Annotated in this window: 21 protein-coding genes and 1 pseudogene; 13 read left to right on the top strand and 9 right to left on the bottom strand. The window is 73.1% G+C overall.

Annotated elements, in window-relative coordinates:
* Positions 1–22: 22 nt before the first annotated feature.
* A complete protein-coding gene (locus ACGFZL_RS20590) occupies positions 23–1,387 on the bottom strand; it encodes an SGNH/GDSL hydrolase family protein (RefSeq protein WP_393693544.1) in 1,365 nt (454 codons plus the stop codon).
* 292 nt (positions 1,388–1,679) lie between these two features.
* On the opposite strand from ACGFZL_RS20590, the gene ACGFZL_RS20585 reads away from it, so the two are divergent.
* The 3 genes from ACGFZL_RS20585 to ACGFZL_RS20575 all read left to right on the top strand — a co-directional run bounded on the left by ACGFZL_RS20585 (position 1,680) and on the right by ACGFZL_RS20575 (position 5,052).
* Positions 1,680–3,065 carry a DUF445 domain-containing protein gene (locus ACGFZL_RS20585; RefSeq protein WP_393693542.1) on the top strand — a complete coding sequence of 462 codons (1,386 nt, stop codon included), beginning with the start codon at positions 1,680–1,682 and terminating at the stop codon, positions 3,063–3,065.
* 70 nt (positions 3,066–3,135) lie between these two features.
* Positions 3,136–4,650 carry an MFS transporter gene (locus tag ACGFZL_RS20580; RefSeq protein WP_393693540.1) on the top strand — a complete coding sequence of 505 codons (1,515 nt, stop codon included), beginning with the start codon at positions 3,136–3,138 and terminating at the stop codon, positions 4,648–4,650.
* Between the two features lie 42 nt (positions 4,651–4,692).
* Complete coding sequence (locus tag ACGFZL_RS20575) at positions 4,693–5,052, top strand: VOC family protein (RefSeq protein ID WP_355165433.1); 360 nt, start codon at positions 4,693–4,695, stop codon at positions 5,050–5,052.
* A 21-nt stretch (positions 5,053–5,073) separates the two neighbouring features.
* On the opposite strand, the gene ACGFZL_RS20570 is transcribed toward ACGFZL_RS20575, so the two are convergent.
* Both ACGFZL_RS20570 and ACGFZL_RS20565 read right to left on the bottom strand, forming a co-directional pair.
* Positions 5,074–5,403 carry a hypothetical protein gene (locus ACGFZL_RS20570; protein WP_393693538.1) on the bottom strand — a complete coding sequence of 110 codons (330 nt, stop codon included), beginning with the start codon at positions 5,401–5,403 and terminating at the stop codon, positions 5,074–5,076.
* 57 nt (positions 5,404–5,460) lie between these two features.
* On the bottom strand, positions 5,461–5,850 hold the full coding sequence (locus ACGFZL_RS20565) for a winged helix-turn-helix transcriptional regulator (protein ID WP_393693536.1): 390 nt from the start codon (positions 5,848–5,850) through the stop codon (positions 5,461–5,463).
* Positions 5,851–5,954: 104 nt separating this feature from the next.
* Between ACGFZL_RS20565 and ACGFZL_RS20560 the strand changes: the two genes are divergently transcribed.
* A complete protein-coding gene (locus ACGFZL_RS20560; RefSeq protein WP_393693534.1) occupies positions 5,955–6,704 on the top strand; it encodes an SDR family oxidoreductase in 750 nt (249 codons plus the stop codon).
* Between the two features lie 111 nt (positions 6,705–6,815).
* Positions 6,816–7,289: a carboxymuconolactone decarboxylase family protein gene (locus ACGFZL_RS20555; protein WP_393693532.1), complete on the top strand. Its 474-nt coding sequence runs from the start codon at positions 6,816–6,818 to the stop codon at positions 7,287–7,289.
* Between the two features lie 18 nt (positions 7,290–7,307).
* Here ACGFZL_RS20555 and ACGFZL_RS20550 read toward each other — a convergent pair whose 3' ends face one another.
* Positions 7,308–7,760, bottom strand: a complete 453-nt coding sequence (locus ACGFZL_RS20550; protein WP_393693530.1) for a TIGR03618 family F420-dependent PPOX class oxidoreductase — start codon at positions 7,758–7,760, stop codon at positions 7,308–7,310.
* Positions 7,761–7,872: 112 nt separating this feature from the next.
* Complete coding sequence (locus ACGFZL_RS20545) at positions 7,873–9,357, bottom strand: MFS transporter (RefSeq protein ID WP_393693528.1); 1,485 nt, start codon at positions 9,355–9,357, stop codon at positions 7,873–7,875.
* Between the two features lie 71 nt (positions 9,358–9,428).
* Here ACGFZL_RS20545 and ACGFZL_RS20540 point away from each other — a divergent pair, with 71 nt between their 5' ends.
* From ACGFZL_RS20540 to ACGFZL_RS20520, 5 genes and pseudogenes are all read left to right on the top strand, one after another.
* Positions 9,429–9,923, top strand: coding sequence for a MarR family winged helix-turn-helix transcriptional regulator (locus ACGFZL_RS20540; RefSeq protein WP_393693526.1), 495 nt, complete (start codon positions 9,429–9,431; stop codon positions 9,921–9,923).
* Between the two features lie 164 nt (positions 9,924–10,087).
* A complete protein-coding gene (locus ACGFZL_RS20535) occupies positions 10,088–10,663 on the top strand; it encodes a hypothetical protein (RefSeq protein ID WP_393693524.1) in 576 nt (191 codons plus the stop codon).
* Positions 10,664–10,757: 94 nt separating this feature from the next.
* Positions 10,758–11,335, top strand: a pseudogene (locus ACGFZL_RS20530) (SAM-dependent methyltransferase).
* A 17-nt stretch (positions 11,336–11,352) separates the two neighbouring features.
* Positions 11,353–11,811 (top strand): hypothetical protein, encoded by a 459-nt coding sequence (locus ACGFZL_RS20525; protein WP_393693522.1) that lies wholly within the window; start codon positions 11,353–11,355, stop codon positions 11,809–11,811.
* 59 nt (positions 11,812–11,870) lie between these two features.
* A complete protein-coding gene (locus ACGFZL_RS20520) occupies positions 11,871–12,977 on the top strand; it encodes a hypothetical protein (RefSeq protein ID WP_393693520.1) in 1,107 nt (368 codons plus the stop codon).
* 89 nt (positions 12,978–13,066) lie between these two features.
* Here the strand turns inward: ACGFZL_RS20520 and ACGFZL_RS20515 are convergent, their stop codons facing one another.
* Entirely contained in the window at positions 13,067–13,699 is a 633-nt protein-coding gene (locus ACGFZL_RS20515) for a LysE family translocator (protein ID WP_393693518.1), read from the bottom strand.
* A gap of 104 nt (positions 13,700–13,803) precedes the next feature.
* Between ACGFZL_RS20515 and ACGFZL_RS20510 the strand changes: the two genes are divergently transcribed.
* On the top strand, positions 13,804–14,712 hold the full coding sequence (locus ACGFZL_RS20510; RefSeq protein WP_393693516.1) for an MFS transporter: 909 nt from the start codon (positions 13,804–13,806) through the stop codon (positions 14,710–14,712).
* Positions 14,709–15,311: an MFS transporter gene (locus ACGFZL_RS20505; protein ID WP_393693514.1), complete on the top strand. Its 603-nt coding sequence runs from the start codon at positions 14,709–14,711 to the stop codon at positions 15,309–15,311. The genes ACGFZL_RS20510 and ACGFZL_RS20505 overlap by 4 nt, the downstream gene beginning before the upstream one ends.
* 233 nt (positions 15,312–15,544) lie before the next feature.
* Here ACGFZL_RS20505 and ACGFZL_RS20500 read toward each other — a convergent pair whose 3' ends face one another.
* The 3 genes from ACGFZL_RS20500 to ACGFZL_RS20490 all read right to left on the bottom strand — a co-directional run bounded on the left by ACGFZL_RS20500 (position 15,545) and on the right by ACGFZL_RS20490 (position 17,018).
* Positions 15,545–15,811, bottom strand: a complete 267-nt coding sequence (locus ACGFZL_RS20500) for a hypothetical protein (RefSeq protein WP_393693512.1) — start codon at positions 15,809–15,811, stop codon at positions 15,545–15,547.
* Positions 15,812–15,962: 151 nt separating this feature from the next.
* Positions 15,963–16,172 (bottom strand): DUF397 domain-containing protein, encoded by a 210-nt coding sequence (locus ACGFZL_RS20495; protein ID WP_393693510.1) that lies wholly within the window; start codon positions 16,170–16,172, stop codon positions 15,963–15,965.
* Positions 16,173–17,018 carry a helix-turn-helix domain-containing protein gene (locus ACGFZL_RS20490; RefSeq protein WP_393693508.1) on the bottom strand — a complete coding sequence of 282 codons (846 nt, stop codon included), beginning with the start codon at positions 17,016–17,018 and terminating at the stop codon, positions 16,173–16,175.
* A 227-nt stretch (positions 17,019–17,245) separates the two neighbouring features.
* On the opposite strand from ACGFZL_RS20490, the gene ACGFZL_RS20485 reads away from it, so the two are divergent.
* Entirely contained in the window at positions 17,246–17,875 is a 630-nt protein-coding gene (locus ACGFZL_RS20485; protein ID WP_393693506.1) for an ATP-binding protein, read from the top strand.
* Positions 17,876–17,886 lie beyond the last annotated feature (11 nt).

The following is a 17,886-nucleotide window of genomic DNA, read 5'->3' as shown; positions in this document are numbered from 1 at the left end:
GCGGGCCGGCGCCGGCCGCCGGTCACAGGCGCACCGGCACCGAGCCCTTGAGGTCCGCCGGGTCCAGGGCGCCGCCCATCCGGGCGTAGCCGTCGTCGTCGGGGTGCACGTGGTCGCCGCTGTCGTACTCGGCGCGCAGCCGGCGCGGGTCGTACGGGTCGCGCAGCACCTTGTCGAAGTCGACCACGGCGTCGTACACCCGCCCCGCGCGGATCTCCGCGTTGACCTGCTGCCGCATCTCCTCACGGGCGTCGGTGTAGCGGACGTACCCGCCGAAGGGGGTGATGGTGGAGCCGACGACCTTGATGCCGCGGGCGTGCGCCTGGGCGACCAGGGTGCGCAGGCCGGCCAGCAGCTTGTCCCGGTCGGCCAGCCGGGGGCTGTTGAGGACGTCGTTGACGCCGAGCGCGATGACGACCGCCTTCACGTTGGGGCGGCCGAGGACGTCCCGGGAGAACCGGCTGAGCGCGCTGGGGTTGTCCGCGGGCCGGCCGCCCCGGCTGGTCAGCACCCGGTTGCCGCTGATGCCGGCGTTCACGACGCTGTAGCGGGGCGCGTCCGGGTCGCCGGCCTGGGCGGCGGCGCGCAGCCGGGCGGCGAACACGTCGGGCCAGCGGCGGTTGGCGTCCATGGTGGAGGCGAAGCCGTCGGTGATCGAGTCGCCCAGCGCGACGACGGTGCCCCTGGCCTCGTGGCTCTGCACGTCGAGGGCGGTGACGTAGCGCCAGAACGGGGTCCGCACGGTGTAGGCGAGCCCGCTGGTGTCCCCGGCGCGGTCGCCGGCCGCGAGGTAGCTGGTCTGCCGGGCCACCCGGTGGTAGGTGACCGGGCCGGCGGCGGTGGGGGAGTAGGTGGTGACCAGGACGTCGGCGCCGCGCGGGACGGCCAGCGCGGCGCTGTCGCTCGTCACCTGGCCGCCGGCCGGGACGGTGACCCGGGGGCTGCCGGCGAAGGTCAGCGGGCGCAGGGTGCCCTCCCGCGCGGCGGCGGTGCCGGGTCCGGCGGCCAGCGCGACGGTGGCGTGCGTGACGGTCAGCGGGGAGCTGCCGTAGAGGTTGGACAGGGTGACGCGGGCGCCGTTGCCGCCCACCGAGGCGTGCAGCACGTTGCGCACCGAGCGGTTCGCCATGCCGGTCACGGCGGTGCCCGGCTCGGCCTCGGACGGGGCGGCGTACCAGGCGCCGACCCAGGTGCCGGCGGAGGCGGGCGCGGCGCCGTACGGCGGGCGGCCGTCGGGGAGCGCTGTGCGGGTCCGCGCGCCGTTGCCGGTGGCGGTGCCGGCGTATATGGCCGCGGAGATCGTCACGATGAGGGTGACGATCGCGGCGAGCAGGGCACGGTGCTTGGTGGGAGACGCGTCCGCGCCCCCGTCACGAACCCGGGACATGCTGTGGTGTTCTCCTCGGGAGACAGGGGAGAAGGGAGCCCGAGGCTCCGATCAGATGAACCCATGATGCGACATAGGCCGGATTGGGGCCTGCGGTACCCCCCTCAACTCACCCCTCATGAGTGGATGCGGGGAACAACTGTTCCGTTCCGGTGGGCGATGACCCAGTGTCGGTCGGTCAAGAAGGGACAATGGTGGGCGGGAGCGGCCGTGTGCCACGGGCGGGCCTGCGGACGGCATCGACCGGATGGAGCGGACGGAGCGGATGGAGCCGATGAAGCCGAGGGAGCCGATGGGACGCGCCGGGGAGCGGCTTCCGGACACTCCGGCGACGGCGGGTGGCGTGGGGGCCGGTGCCGGGACGGCCGGGGCCGGTGCCGCGGGGGCCGGTCGGTCGCCGGTGGCCGGCCGCAGCATGGCCGCCTTCAGCCCCGCCGACGAGGAGAAGCAGCGCGGTGTGCGCCGCATGAAGCTCACCGCGACCGGCCTGCTGCTCCTGGTCGCGCTGGTCTACGCGCTCGCCGAATGGGCGTCACACCGGGGCGCCGGTCCCTGGGCGGGGTACGTCTCGGCCGCCGCCGAGGCCGGCATGGTCGGCGCGCTCGCGGACTGGTTCGCGGTCACCGCCCTCTTCCGGCACCCGCTCGGCCTGCCCATCCCGCACACCGCGATCATCCCCACCAAGAAGGACCAGCTGGGCGTCTCGCTCGGCGAGTTCGTCGGCGAGAACTTCCTCTCCGGGGACGTCGTGCGCCAGCGGCTGCGCTCCGTCGGCATCGCCGGCCGGCTCGGCGCCTGGCTCGCCGTGCCGCAGAACGCCGACCGGGTGACCGCCGAGCTGTCCGCCGCGCTGCGCGGCGCCCTGACCGTGCTGCGCGACTCCGACGTGCAGGCCGTGGTCGGCGAGGCCATCACCCGCCGGGCCGACGCCCAGGAGATCGCGCCCGGCGTCGGCAAGATGCTGGAGCGGGTCGTCGCCGACGGCGGCCACCACCGCGCCGTCGACCTGGTCGTCGGCCGCGCCCACGACTGGCTGGTGCTGCACGGCGACTCGGTGATGGACGCCGTGCAGGGCGGGGCGCCCGGCTGGACGCCCCGGTTCGTGGACCGCAAGGTCGGCGAGCGGGTCTACAAGGAGCTGCTGCGCTTCGTCACGGAGATGCGCGACATGCCCGCCCACCCGGCGCGCGGCGCCCTGGACCGCTTCCTCGCCGACTTCGCCGCCGACCTGCAGTCCGACACCGACACCCGGGCCCGCGTGGAGCGGCTGAAGACCGAGGTGCTGGGCCGCGGCGAGGTGCAGGATCTCATCGCCTCCGCCTGGAGCGCCGTACGCTCCATGATCGTCGCGGCGGCGGAGGACGAGCGCAGCGAGCTGCGCCTCAGGGTCCGGGCCTCGCTGCTGTCGCTCGGCACCCGGATGGCCTCCGACGCCAAGGCGCGGGGCAAGGTCGACGGCTGGGTGGAGAGCGCCGCGGTGTACGTGGTGACCACCTACCGGCGCGAGATCACCTCCCTGATCACCGACACCGTGGCCGGCTGGGACGCCGAGCACACCACCCGCAAGATCGAGGCGCACATCGGCCGCGACCTCCAGTTCATCCGGATCAACGGCACGGTGGTCGGCTCCCTCGCCGGGCTGCTGATCTACACCGTCTCCCGCATCCTGGGGGCGTAGCCGCCCCGGCCGGGCTTGTTGCCTGCCGTGCCGGGCAGACGGGAGGCGTTCGCTCGACGGAGAGGGAGCCATGACAGCAGAGTCGTCGCCGGCCTCGGTGCCCGCAGCCACCGGCACCATCACCACCGCGGTCCCCGCCCGCCTGGACCGGCTGCCCTGGTCCCGCTGGCACTGGATGATCGTGATCGGCCTGGGCACCGTCTGGATCCTGGACGGCCTGGAAGTGACGATCGTCGGCAACGTGGCCGGCCGGATCGCCGAGGACGGCAGCGGCCTGGACATCAGCTCCGCCCAGATCACCGGCCTGGCCGCCGCCCTGTATGTGGCGGGCGCCTGCGTCGGGGCGCTGTTCTTCGGCTGGCTGACCGACCGCTTCGGCCGCAAGAAGCTGTTCATGGTCACCCTGGTGGTCTATCTGGCCGCGACCGCGATGACGGCGCTCTCCTTCCAGTCCTGGTGGTTCTTCCTCTTCCGCTTCCTGACCGGCTTCGGCATCGGCGGCGAGTACGCGGCCATCAACTCCGCCATCGACGAGCTGATCCCCTCCCGCTACCGCGGCCGGGTCGACCTGATCATCAACGGCAGCTACTGGCTCGGCGCGATCGGCGGCTCACTGCTCTCGATCCTGATGCTGAACACCGCGATCTTCCCCAAGGACCTCGGCTGGCGGCTCAGCTTCGCCCTCGGCGTCGTCCTCGGCCTGGTCATCCTGCTGGTGCGCCGGCACGTCCCGGAGAGTCCGCGCTGGCAGTTCATCCACGGACAAGGGGACGAGGCCGACCGTCTCGTCGGCGACGTGGAACGCGAGGTCGAGGCGGAGAAGGGCGAGAAGCTCCCGAAGCCCAAGGGCGAGATCACCATCCAGCAGCGGCAGAGCATCGGCTTCGGCCTGATCGCCAAGACCGTCTTCAGCCGCTACCCGCGCCGCGCCGTCCTCGGCCTCGCCCTCTTCATCGGCCAGGCGTTCCTCTACAACGCCATCACCTTCGGCTTCGGCACCATCCTCATCACCTTCTTCGACGTGCCGACCGGCCACACCGGCTACTACTTCGCGGTCGTCGCGGCCGGCAACTTCCTCGGCCCGCTGCTGCTCGGCAAGCTCTTCGACACGGTCGGCCGGCGCATCATGATCTCCAGCACCTACCTGCTCTCCGGCGTGCTGCTCTTCGGCACCGCCTGGCTCTTCGACCGGGGCTCGCTGACGGCCACGACGATGACGGCGTGCTGGTGCGTGGTGCTGTTCTTCGCCTCGGCCGGCGCGTCCAGCGCGTACCTCACGGTCTCCGAGATCTTCCCGATGGAGACCCGGGCCATGGCCATCGCCTTCTTCTACGCCCTCGGCACCGCCGCCGGCGGCATCAGCGGCCCGCTGCTCTTCGCCGACCTCACCGAGTCCGGCGTGGTCGGCGACACGGTGCTCGCCTTCCAGATCGGCGCGGCGCTGATGTGCGCGGGCGGTCTGGTCGCGGCGTTCCTGGCGGTGAAGGCGGAGGGCCGGTCCCTGGAGGACATCGCGGAGCCGCTGTCGGCGGCGGCTGCGAAGGGGAGCGGCACGGCTGCGGGTACCGGGGCGGCACCGGCGTAGGCTGCCTCACCCCGTGCCCGTCGCCGTGAGGAGCCCTGCCCGATGACCATTCGCAGGATCGTCCCGAACATCGAGGTCGCGTCCGAGGAGCGCAAGGCCGAGAGCCGTGACTTCTACGGCCTGCTCGGCTTCGAGGAGGCCATGGACATGGGGTGGGTCGCGACCCTGGTCTCCCCGGCCAACCCCACCGCCCAGCTCAGCCTGCTCACCGAGGAGCGCACCGGCCCGGTCGTCCCCGACCTGAGCGTGGAGGTCGAGGACGTCGACGCGGTGTACGCCGAGGTGCTGGCGTCCGGCGCCGAGATCGTCCGCGACCTGCGGGACGAGGAGTGGGGCGTGCGGCGCTTCTTCGTCCGGGACCCCAACGGGCGCGTGGTGAACGTCCTGGGCCACCGCGCCTGACCCCTGTGCCGGGGGCGGGCCTCAGGCCCTGCGGTCCGCCACCGCCCAGGAGGCCAGCGCCACGGCCCCGGCGGCGCCGAACACCGCGGGCCAGGCGCCCACCTTCTTGGCCAGCGGGTGGGACCCGGCGAAGGCCGCGACATACGCGGCGCCCAGGGCGCCCGCGGCCTTCCCGCCGGCCCGCTCCCGCCACCGCCGCCCTGCCGCGGCGCCTGCGACGGCCAGCACGGCCCCGCCGAGCGGGCGCCGCCTCGTCCAGCGCGCCACGCCGTACCCGCCGACCAGTCCGCCGGCGGCGATCACCGCGCCGGGGACCCCGCCGCCGGTGCCCTTGGTGCTGCCGCTCGCCATGCCTGCCTCCGCCTCGTCCGTCCCGGATCCCGAGCTGGTCCGTTCCGGATCCCGAGGCTATGCCCCGCCCGGTTCGGCGTCGTAGGCGGCCCGGGCCGCGGCGACATGGCCCAGGTTCTCGGCGGCCCACTCGGTGAGGTGGGCGAAGAGCGGGGCGAGGCTGCGGCCCAGCTCGCTGATCTCGTACTCGACCCGGGGCGGGATCTCCGGGTAGTACGTCCGCACCACGAGGCCGTCCCGCTCCAGCTGCCGCAGCCGCTGCGTCAGCACCTTCGGGGTGATCCGGGTGATCCGGCGCTCCAGCTCCACGAAGCGCTGGCGGCCGTAGGTGTGCAGGGACCACAGGATCGGCGTGGTCCAGCGGCTGAAGACGATGTCCACGACGGGGCTGACCGGGCAGGCGAACTCGGGGTCGGCGGCGGTCGGTTCGGTGGCGGCCTCGATCACGGGCTCATTCCCTCTGGGGAGTCACTTTCCTCTAGGTACCTACTATACGGCCGCTGTTAGCGTCGTCTCCTCGGTTGTCGAACAGTCGAACAGGGGAGCCAATCATGATCGTCGTCACCGGAGCGACCGGGAACGTCGGCCGTTCACTCGTCCAGATCCTCGCGGCGGCCGGTGCGGACGTGGTCGCCACCTCCCGGAGCGTCACCGCCGACGGCCTCCCGGCCGGCGCCGGCCATGTGCGGGCCGACCTCACCGACGCCGAGACGCTGCGGCCGGTCCTCGACGGCGCCGATGCGCTGTTCCTCCAGAACGGCGGCCCCAGCGCCCACCTCGTCGACGCCCCCCTGCTGATGGACGTCGCGAAGGCCGGCGGAGTGGGCCGGGTCGTGCTGCTCTCCAGCCAGGCCGTCGAGACCCGCCCCGGCACCGTCTCCCACGGCCGGGTCGGCCGGGCCATCGAGGACGCCGTCCGCGAGTCGGGCCTGCCCTGGACGGTGCTGCGCCCCGGCGGCTTCTTCTCCAACACCTACGGCTGGGCCGAGTCGGTGCGCACCCGGCGGGTCGTCGCCGCGCCCTTCGGGGACGTCGGCCTGCCGGCCGTCGACCCGGCCGACATCGCGGAGGTCGCGGCGGCGGCCCTGCGCGCGGCCGGCCACGAGGAGCTGACCCGCGAGGAGGCCGCCGCCCGGTTCGGCGCGTTCATGCCGGCGCCGGTCCTGGAGACGACGCTGTCCATCCTGGGCGACCCGGAGCCGGCCGAGCGGGCCGTCAGCCCGGACGTGGAGCGGGTCCTCGGCCGGGCGCCCGGCTCGTACGCCGAGTGGGCGCTGCGCCACGCGGCCGTCTTCCGCTGAGACGCGGGTCACATGGTGTGCGGCGGGGGTCCGGTCACATCCGCTCGGTGCGATCCGTCGTACCGGTGAAGCGCGCACACGAGAGCGCGACGGACGAGGGAGAAGATCACCATGGAAGCCCGACTCGACCTGTTCGGCAACCCGCTCGCCGGCAAGTTCCTGCGCCAGCTCAACGCGGCCGGCGTGACCCTGGGGGACTCGGCGCTGCCGCTCGCGACCCAGGAGCTGGTGAAGCTCCGCGCCAGCCAGATCAACGGCTGCGGGGCCTGCACCGACATGCACACCAAGGAGGCGGCCAAGGCCGGGGAGAGCGCGGTGCGCCTGCACCTCGTCGCGGCCTGGCGCGAGGCCACGGTGTTCACCGACGCCGAGCGCGCCGCCCTGGAGCTGACCGAGGAGGGCACCCGCATCGCCGACGCGGCCGGCGGCGTCAGCGACGCGGTGTGGGCGCGGGCGGCCGAGCACTACGACGAGGACCAGCTCGCCGCGCTGGTCGGCCTGATCGCCGTGATCAACGCGTACAACCGGATCAACGTCCTCGTCCGGCAGCCGGCCGGGGAGTACGAGCCGGGCATGTTCGGCTGAGCCCGGGGCGCGCGGGGTTCACCCGACGTCCAGGGCGGTGCCGTACAGGCGGGACACCTTCAGGCGGAGGACGACGCGCTGTTCGGCGACGGCCTCCGCCAGGAAGGCGGCCTCGTCGGCCACCGGCGCACCGGCCGCCGCCGCCATCGCGAGCAGCTCGCGCCCGACGGCGTCGCCCGGTTCGACGGTCGGCTCGGACACCTCCGCCTCGCCCTCGGCGACCGCGTACGTCCACACGTCGCGCGCGACGTGCAGGGCGGCGTGCGGATCGGCGCGCAGGTGGCGGGGCTTCAGGCGGTCCCGGGTGCTGGAGATCCGGATCACACGCTCGGCCGGGTCCCAGCGGTAGAGGACGGTGGCGAGATGCGGGTGGCCGGTGCGGCGGACGCTGGCGAGTACGCCGAACTGCTCGGCGCGGAGCAGGGTGTCGAGCTCGGGGTCGGTGAGGACGCGGGGGGCGGGGCCGGGCATGGGGGTTCCTCTCGGGTCGGGTCGGTCCGGTTCGGGTCGGGCCGGGCCGGGGTGCGGGGCTGTCGGGCCTCGCGGCTTGGGCTCGGGGCTCGGGTCTCAGGGCTCGGCGCGGTCAGGCGACCGGCGTCGGAAGGGTGTCCGTCCCCTCCGCCGGGGTGGGGACGGGGGCCGGCCGGCGCAGCAGGAGCAGCGTGGTCAGCAGGGCGAGGGCGAGCAGCCCGGCGCCGGTGGCGAAGGCGAGGTGGTAGCCGCCGGTGAGCGCCTCGGGCCGGTCGGCGCCGCCGCGGGTCAGGGCGTCGGTGCGGGCGGCGGCGAGGGTGGACAGGACGGCGACGCCGAGGGCCGCGCCGAGCTGCTGGGTGGTGTTGAACAGCCCCGAGGCCAGCCCCGCGTCCGCCTCGCCGGCGCCGGACATGGCGAGCTGGGTGAGCGAGGGCAGGACCAGGCCGAAGCCGGCGGCGAGCAGCATCACGGGCAGCAGGTCGGCGACGTAGCCGCCGTGCACGGGCACTCGGGCCAGCAGGACGAGCATGGCGAGCAGCAGCGCCAACCCGGCGCGCAGCACGGCGCGTTCGCCGTACCGGCCGATCAGCCGGGGGGAGAGCAGCAGTGAGACGGCGCCGATGGACACGGCGGCCGGCAGCATGGCGAGGCCGGTGGCGGTGGCGCCGTGGCCGAGGACGTTCTGGAGGTACAGGGCGACCAGCACCTGGAAGGCGAACAGGGCGGCGACCGTGAGGAGTTGCACGAGGTTGGCGCCGGCCACCGCCCGCACCCGCAGCAGGGCCGGCGGGAGCAGCGGGGTGCGGGCGCGGGGCTGGCGCAGGAAGAAGGCGGTGACCAGCGCGGCGCCGGTGAGCGCGGGCGCCAGGGTGAGCGGCGAGGCCCAGCCGTGGGCGGGGGCGCCGACGATGCCGTAGAGGGCCGCCATGAGGCCGGTGGTGATGAGTCCGGCGCTCCAGGCGTCGGCCCCGGCGCGCAGGCCGAGGCCGCGGTCGGCGGGGAGGGCGGGGCCCGCCAGGGCGAGGACGGCGGCGCCGATGGGGAGGTTGATCAGGAACGTCCAGTGCCAGTCGAGGGCGTCGGTGAGCACCCCGCCGAGGACCTGGCCGAGGGAGGCCCCGGCGGCGCCGGTGAAGCTGAACACGGCTATGGCGCGGCCCCGTTGGCGCCCGTCGGGGAAGAGGGTGACCAGGATGCCGAGGCCCACGGCCGCGGTCATGGCGCTGCCGACGCCCTGGAGGAAGCGGGCGGTGAGCAGGGCGGCGGGGGTGGTGGCGAGCCCGGCGAGCAGCGAGGCGGCGGTGAAGACGCCGGTGCCGGCGACGAACATCCGCTTGCGGCCGAGCAGATCGCCGAGCCGTCCGGCGAGCAGCAGCAGGCTGCCGAAGGCGACGAGGTAGGTGTTGACGACCCAACTCAGGCCGCTGGGGCCGAGGTCGAGGTCGCGCTGGATGGCCGGCATGGCCACGGTGACGATGGAACCGTCCAGGATGATCATCAGCGTGCCGGCGGCGACGACGCCGAGGGCGAGGTGGGTGCGCGGCGTTCTGGCGGGCGTTCTGGAGGGCGTCCCGGAGGGTGTTCTGGAGGACATGGTGGGACCGTAGCAGATAGTTTCGTTGCAGACTATCTATCTCGGTACCGCGTGTGCCGTACCCTGGCCCCATGACCGCGATGTCCCCCCTCCCGCTCCGCACCCAGCCCGACCTCTCCTACCTGCTGGACCACACCGGTCACGTCCTGCGGGCCCGGATGGCGACGGCCCTGGCCGAGATCGGGCTCACCGCCCGCATGCACTGCGTGCTGGTCCATGCCCTGGAGGAGGAGCGCACGCAGGCGCAGCTCGCGGAGCTGGGGGACATGGACAAGACGACGATGGTGGTCACCGTCGACGCCCTGGAGCAGGCCGGCCTCGCCGAGCGCCGCCCGTCCGGCACGGACCGCCGGGCCCGGGTCATCGCCGTCACGGAGGAGGGAGCGCGGGTCGCGGCACAGAGCCAGCGCATCGTGGACGGCGTCCACGAACGCGCCCTCGGGTCGCTCCCGGAGGCCGCCCGCGAGCAGGTCCTGGCGGCCCTCACCGCCCTGGCCGAGGGCCACTTGAGCACTCCGCCGGCGACGCCGGGCGTCACCGCGCGGCGGTCGCGGCAGCGGGGGTAGTCCGCCGGCCGGGGGTGTGGGCGTGCCCGTCGGTGCGGGCCGCGCGCACCGGGTGTGCACCACGCGCCAGGGCCGGGGCCGCGTAGGCCCTGCACGGAAGGCGTCACGCGGGCCTACGTTCCGGACTGTCGCTGTGCACCCGGACGATCCCCCAAGGAGTGGCCATGGACGCCAACCGATCTCGGACGCGGCGGTGGGCCCTGAAGCAGGGCGCGGTGGGCGGAGTCCTCGCGCTCGCGTGCGGCGGGCTGTTCGCCGGCGCGTCGGAAGCCGGGGCCACCGGCGGTCCCGTCGACATCGACTGCCTGGTGGGGAGCCAGACCACCTCGTACGCGCCCGCGAAGACCAACACCCCCCGGCCGACCACCATCACCACCGACGAGCACTTCACCTGCACGAGCCTGCTGAGCGGCATCAGCAGCGGCACCAGCCGCCGTGTCAGCAACCAGGAGGTCGGCGGCTGCCTCCTGTCGGGGCGACCGCCCTTCGATCCGCAGACGGTCAAGTACACCTGGAACACCGGGCAGACCAGCACCGTCACCTACACGGTCGACGCGGTGGAGACCGCGGCCGGCGGCACCTTCGTCGTCACCAAGACCGGCACGGTGAGCGCCGGTCTGGACAGCGGCCGGCTCGCGACCGAGGTCGTCGTGGTCCCCGCCCTCGACCTCACGGCCTGCCTCACCACCGGCATCACCTCCCAGACGGGCCCGGCCACGCTGGAGATCGCGCCGGTCTGACACCCCAAACACCGTCGTCGGCACATGAATTGGCGCGGTCGGCGCTAGGTTGGTGCTTGATCGCCCACGTGCTCCGACCGGTAGGAGACCCGCCGTGTCCGACTCCAGCTCCCAGCTCGCCGCCGGCGAGGAGACACGGGCCCGTATCGACACCACCACGCCGCACTCGGCCCGCTTCTGGAACTACTTCGTCGGCGGCAAGGACCACTACGAGGAGGGCATCCGCCAGTTCCTCGACGTCGGCACCGGTCTGCCCACCGCCGACAACACCCACGAGGTGGCCCAGCGTGCCGCGCCCGGCGCCCGGATCGTCTACGTCGACAACGACCCGGTCGTCCTGGCCCACGCCGGCGCGCTGCTCACCAGCACCCCCGAGGGCCGGACCGCCGCGACCTGGTGCGCCGCCTGATGGCGGGCCTGCCGTCGGGCTCGTTCCTGGTGATCGGCGACAGCACGGCGACGAGCGAGGGCATGATCGCCGCGTCCGACGCGTACAACGCCGGCGGGGCGACGCCGTACCACGTGCGCGAGGTCGAGGAGGTCGCCGCGTTCTTCGAGGGCCTCGACCTGGTCGACCCCGGCGTCGTGCAGGTCCCGTCCTGGCGCCCGGACGCGGCCGCGGCGAGCGCGGTGGACGTGGACGCGTACTGCGGAGTGGGCCGCAAGCGGTGACGGAGTCCGGCGGCCCCTTGCCCCGCGTCGACGAGCACGCCACCGTCGTCGCCGCCGAGCCCGAGGCGGTGTGGCAGGCGACGGCACGCGTCGTCGCCCGTGCCTTCTCCCGCCCCGCCGCCGCGCGTTACGCGCGTGCGGTCGGGGCCGACCCCGGCGCGGTCACCGGCCCCTGGCCGCCCGCCGAGGGCTCGACGCTGCCCGGCTTCCGCGTGACGGCGGCCGTCCCCGGCCGGCTCCTGGAGCTGACGGGCCGGCACCGGTTCTCCAGCTACACGCTGACCTTCGCCCTGGACCCCGTCGACACGGCCCGCACCCGGCTGCGCGCGGAGACCCGGGCGGTCTTCCCGGGCCTCGCGGGCCGCGCGTACCGCCTGCTGGTCATCACATCCGGCGGCCACGCGGTGGGCGTGCGGCGGCTGCTCGGTTCGGTCGCCGACTCCCTCTCCTCGGCCGCCACAGGGGGCGTGTCATGATGCTGTGAGCCACCGCTGGGGAGCGGGCGGGCCACGGGGCGGGGACCAGGGGGTCGGGAATGAGTGCGGGTACGGAGCCGAACGGCTCGTCCAGGTCCGACGAGGAGTGGGAGCGGTTCCTCCGCGAGTCGGTGGAGGGCGTATCCGACGCGCCGAAGGAACCCTCCGCGCGGGCCCGCGACGTGGCGCACCGGCTGCGCACGCAGCCCGACCGCGGCCCGGAGCCCTGGCGCGCTCACCCGCCGGCCCGGCCTCGGCGCCGCACCGGCTGGTACGTGGTCGGATTCCTGGCCGCGCTGGCGCTGCTGGCCGTGGCGCTGGCCCCGTCGCGGATCATCGACCTGTTCACCGGCGACGACACCGACGCCCCGCCGCTGGCCGCGGAGACGGCCCGCCCGACCGAGGCGCCGCCGACGGAGGCCGCCCAACGCCCCACCCTGGCCCAGCCGTTCCGGGGCTCACCGGCGGCCCGCTGGGCGGACGGTGCGGCGGGGATCACCACGGTGCCGGAGAAGGCCGAGGCGGTCGGCTGGATGAACGCGGCCGAGGTCGAACGCGCCCTGGCCCGCACCCGCGACTTCCTGGTGGCGTCCAGCCTCGACCCGGCGGTGCTGCGGGGTGAGCGGCCCGAGAAGGCGATCGCGCTGATCAGCCCGTACCAGAAGGACGTCCAGGCCCTCCTGAAGTCCGGGTTCCGCACCCCGGGCGAGGACAGCAACCCGCTGTTCCTCTTCAGCCGCTTCGAGCCCTCCCGCACCCACCTCGTCGGCGACGTCGTGAAGACCCGCGGGCGTATCACCTACCAGGAGGGCAAGCGCGGCGCGTTGGAGGTGACGGCCGACGTCACGTACGTCTACCCGGTCACGCCGGCGAACGCGCGCTTCGACGACGAGATCGTCCGCACCATCGTCCGGCGCGAGCTGGTCCTGAGCTGGGACGACCCGGCCAAGGTGACCACCAGGCCGGGCACGTTCTCGGTCGTCTCCTTCAAGTACGACGCGACGAACGGCGGTTGCGGCAAGCCCACCGGCTACCTCACTCCGCCCTCCGGCAAGGACCCCCGCATCGACCCGACCGCTCCGGAGTCCGACCCCTACGACCGCCACGGCCCGGTGGCGCAGGGCGGGAACCCCGAGAACGGCTGCGGGAAGGCATCGCGGTCGTGACTTGGCCGGACTCAGCCGGACTCAGCCGGGCCGGGTGACTAGCCAGCTTCGCGTGGCCTGACGCTACCGCCTGCCTCCCCGGCGAGCGCCTACTCCGTCGCGGCCACCCCCACGCCGAGCGCGATGAACAGCCATCCGCCGACCCGCTCCCACCGCCGACGCCACCCAGGGCGCCCGAACACCGCGCGCAGCCGGGCGGCGACCTGCACGAGGGCCAGCCAGTAGACGAGGCCGATCGCGACGTCGATCGCGCCGAGCAGGAAGACCTGCCCGGTCACGGAGCCGCCGCCGTCCCGGTCCACGAACTGGGGCAGGACGCTGAGGAAGAACAACGCGGCCTTGGGATTGAGCACGTTGGTGAGCAGCCCCTGCGTGAACCCGCCCCGGCACCCGACCGCCTCCCGCTCCCGCTTCCCCCCGGCCCCGGTCGCCCCGCCCTTCCTTCGGGCATCCCGCAGCGCCCGCACCCCGAGGTAGACGAGATACGCGGCCCCCGCGAGCTTGATGACGCTGAAGGCCACCGCCGACCGCGCCGCGATGACCGAAAGCCCCATGGCCGCGGCGCACATGTGCACACACAACCCGGCCTGCGCCCCGACCGCCGCCGCCCGTCCCACGCTCGCCCGCTGGGCAGCGGCCCGCACGACGACGAGGAAGTCGGGACCGGGGACGAGATAGGCGAGCAGCACGACACCGAGGAACCCGGCGAGATCGACGGACATGAACCTGCCCCCTTGATCCGCTTACGACACCCGCGCGGCGGGGCGTCTCCAGTAAGCCACTTTCCTCTAGGTACCTACTATATTCACGCTGCCAGCTTCCGAGAATGAACTCCATCGGGAACGACCTCCCGCCCCAACACCCCCTGCCCCGCACCGCCGAAGGACAGACGTCGGCCCCGCCGAGACGCCCCGGCCTCATCCTCGCCTTCCTGTGCCTGGCCGGCTTCATGACCTTCCTCGACGTGACGATCGTCAATGTGGCGCTGTCGACGATCGAGAGGGAACTGGACATCTCCCAGCCGTCCTTGCAGTACATCGTGACGACCTACGGCATGCTGCTCGGCGGCTGCCTGCTGCTGACCGGCCGGCTGGCGGACGCGTTCGGCCGCCGCCGGATGCTGCAGACGGGCCTGGTCCTCTTCGCCCTCGCCTCGCTGGGCGCGGGCCTCGGCCAGAGCGCCGTCACGCTGACCGTGGCCCGCGGCGCCCAGGGCCTCGGCGCCGCGTTCATCACGACCGCCGCGCTCTCGCTGCTCGCCGCCGAGTTCGCGGAGGGCGCCGAGCGCAACAAGGCCCTCGGCGCCTGGGGCGCGCTCAGCGGCATCGCCGCGGTGGCCGGGGTGACCCTCGGGGGCCTGCTCACCGACGGTCCGGGCTGGCGCTGGATCTTCTTCGTCAACGTACCGATCGGCCTGGCGCGCGCCGCCCTCGCCCCGAAGGTCGTCGCCGAGAGCCGCGCCGCCGAGCGCGGCTCCTCGTTCGACGTGGCCGGCGCGGTGACGCTGACCGCGGGCCTCGTCCTGCTGATCTTCAGCCTCGGCCAGACCGTGAGCGACACCGACGTGCCGGCGGCCCGCGTCTACGGCGGCTTCGCCCTCGCGGCACTCCTGCTGACCGCCTTCGTCCTCGTCGAACGCCGCGCCGAGGCCCCGCTGATCCCGCTGGGCGTCTTCAGCCGCAAGCCGCTGTGCGCGGCCAACGTCGTCGCGCTCCTCCTCCTCGGCACTGCGTGACCCTGTTTTTCTTCGCGAGCCTGTTCATGCAGCAGGTCCTCGGCTGGTCGGCGCTGCGCACCGGCCTGGCGTACGTGCCGCTCGCGGTGATCGTCGCCGTCGGCGCGGGCGTCGCCTCGCAGCTGGTGGCCAAGGTCGCCGCCAAGCCGGTGCTGCTGACCGGTCTGACGCTGACCGCGGCCGGCATGCTCCTCCTCTCGCGGGCCCCCTCCGACGCCTCGTACGCGGCAGGTCTGCTGCCCGCCTTCCTCCTCTCCGGCCTCGGTCTCGGCCTGTCCTTCGTGCCGGTCCAGGTGGCGGCGTTCACCGGCACCCAGGAGGACGAGTCGGGCCTCTCGGCCGGCCTGATCAACACCGCCCAGGAGGTCGGCGGCGCGCTCGGCCTCGCGGTGGCGGCGACCTGCGCCTTCCGCCGCGTACCGGAACTGACGGCCTGGGCCGACGGGGTGCCGTCCCGGGTGACGGAGGCCCGCACGGAGGTCTTCCACGCCGCGTTCCTCGCGGACGCGTGCTTCGCGGGGGCGGGGCTGGTCCTGACGGTGGTGCTGCTGCCCGTCGCGAAGGCGGAGCAGCAGGCGGCGGCGCCTGTGCAGGCCTGAGAACTGAGCTTGCTGCCGACTGGCGGCGCCGAGGTGGAGAGACCGGAGCTACCGCAGAGCTCGGTCGTCAGGGGTGAGCGACGTGATGGCGACCGTCGGCGGAGGAGCAGGTGCGTACACGTATGCCACGGCGATCCCCAGAACCTCCCCAGCGGCCTCGATCCGTGTCTTCCGCACCTCTAACACCGTCGTCGCGGCGCGGGCCCAGGAATACGCCGAGCCGGTGCACGAGCTCAAGCTCCCGCCACAAGCTCTCGGACGGCGATGTCGTAGTCGGGATCCTGGTAAGGACGGATCCGCCCCCGGTAGTCCACGATCACCGCGGCCACGGCCGTGAGGTCGGTCTCCGAGGACGCCTCCAGCGCCCGCTGGAGGTCGGTCTCGAAGGCCTCCTGGTCACCGGGGAACCCGTGGCCGGCGAGCAGAGCGGCGCTTATGTCACCGATGGTCCTCAAGGGAAGCGGAGCGGGGACGCCGGTCTCCGCGTACTGTGCGCTCACGGTCATCCACTCCTCGGCCTCCTGTGCCCTACTGAGAGTCTCCTACAGGTTGCCTATCGTCGCGGACTCGGCTGGAGTTCGCTCCTTCACCGCAGCTCGAGCCGCCCCTGCCCTGCCGCGTGAGGACACCACGTCGGTCCGAACATCGGATCTAGACGTCTCCCCGACAGAGAGCAGCGACGAAGCGGCCCCACGAAGCGCTCTCCAGTGACAGGACAGGACCCTGCGCGCTCTTCGAGTCCCGTACGTACGTGGTCTGCGGAGCATGTGCGCACTCGACGCATTCGGTGGTGTTCCCGCCGCTGTAGGACGACTTGAACCAGACCGGCTGCCGGTCGGCGGTCTTCGCGTCGGGGGACACTCACAACTCCTTGAAGGCACGGTGGATCATGGCGCTGGTGGCTTCCATGTCCAACGCTTGTGCACGCAGGTACTCGAACGCAAGTCTGTATCGCTCCAGTTCCTGCTCCTTCTCCAGGAAGAGCGACCCGGTGTGGAAGTCGACGTAGACGACGTCCAGCGCCGGTTCGGTGCCGCCGATGATGACGAAGCTCCCGAGGGCCGCGGCATGGGCGCCCTTGGCGAAGGGGAGCACCTGGAGGGTGATGTGCGAGGACTCGCCGGCTTCGAGCAGCCGGCCGAGCTGCTCACGCATCGCCTGCCGTGACCCCACGACCCGGCGGATGACGGACTCGTCCAGGATGGCCCACAGGTGCAGAGGCTGGGGCCGGGTGAGGATCTCCTGCCGCTTCATGCGGATGTCCACCAGGCGCTCGATTTCAGCAGCCTGGAGGGGGACTTCGTTGGCTTGCTGCAATGCCGTGCTGTAGGCGCGCGTCTGCAGGAGCCCCGGAACGTAGACGCAGGAGAAGTGATTCTCGCGCACGGCCTCGTCTTCGAGCGTGAGCAACAGGTTCATGCTCTCGGGAACGGTGTCGGCGAAGGAACTCCACCACCCCTGCTCCTTGGCCCCCTTGGCGAGGCCGACCACCGCCTCCCGTTCGGCCTCGGTTGCGTCGTACTCCCGGCACAAGGCATCCACGACGATCCACTTGACCGGCCCCGCCTGCGTCTCGTACCGGCTCACCGTCGCCTTGGAAACGCCGACCAGCCGCCCGGCGTCCTCGAGGGTCAAGCCCTTACGGGCACGCAACTTACGCATCATCGCCCCGAGCTGGCGACGACGGGTGGTGGTCCGCTCGGACATCCGACTCCTCTTGCGTCCTCTTGCGCAGGCCGGACACCGGCGCCCGGAGATCCGCATCAGGGTAGGCAGGGCGTGGGGCTCCCGGGCGCGGAATCACTCGATCGAGATTCCGTGAGAAGTTACACGGCGAGACTTCTCTATGCCATGCTCGCTGCCAGGCGGCTACGCAGCGCACTCGTGACGACACGGTGTGCATGAGGCTGCGTGGCCGGGAGGGAGGAGTTGCCATGTCCGACTGCTCAGGCGCTGAACCCCGCTTCCGCTGCGTGCTGCCCTTCGAGGCGGCACCGGCGGAGGTACGACTGCTTCGCAGGGCCACCGCCGGACAGCTGAACCGATGGGGGATGCCGAGGGTCGTCGACGAGGCGGAACTGCTCGTCACGGAACTGGCGACGAACGTCATCAAGCACGTCGGCGAAGGAGTCCCCTCCACCCTCATCCTCGAGTGGACCGGCGAGCGGCTCCGGCTCGAAGTCCACGACACGAGCCGCGCGCTGCCTTCCGTCAGGGACGCCGGCTGCGACGAGGAGTGCGGTCGCGGACTGCATCTGCTGGCCGCGCTCGCCGTCGACTGGGGATCGGTCCTGACCGCGGCGGGCAAGGCAGTGTGGTGCGAGATCCCCACCGGACCCGAGCGCACGTGCCGACGGATCGAGCGGGCGGTCAAGGCGCTGGAGAGCTATCAGGCAACAGATCTCCGGGCCCTGGCCGTCCGGAGCCGCGCGGCTGCGGCGGCCCTCGAAGAGTCGGTGGTCGAGCTGATCGCCGACCTGCTCCACTGGACCGCCGCCCGCGGGGACGACCCCGAGGACGTCTTGGACCGGGCCCAGATGTACTTCGAGGCCGAGGCCGCTTGACGTCCGTGCGC

The organism is Streptomyces sp. NPDC048182, from assembly GCF_043202555.1.
GTDB lineage: Bacteria > Actinomycetota > Actinomycetes > Streptomycetales > Streptomycetaceae > Streptomyces.
Note: the sequence above shows the minus strand (reverse complement) of the source record. Positions and strands in the feature narration are given on the sequence as shown.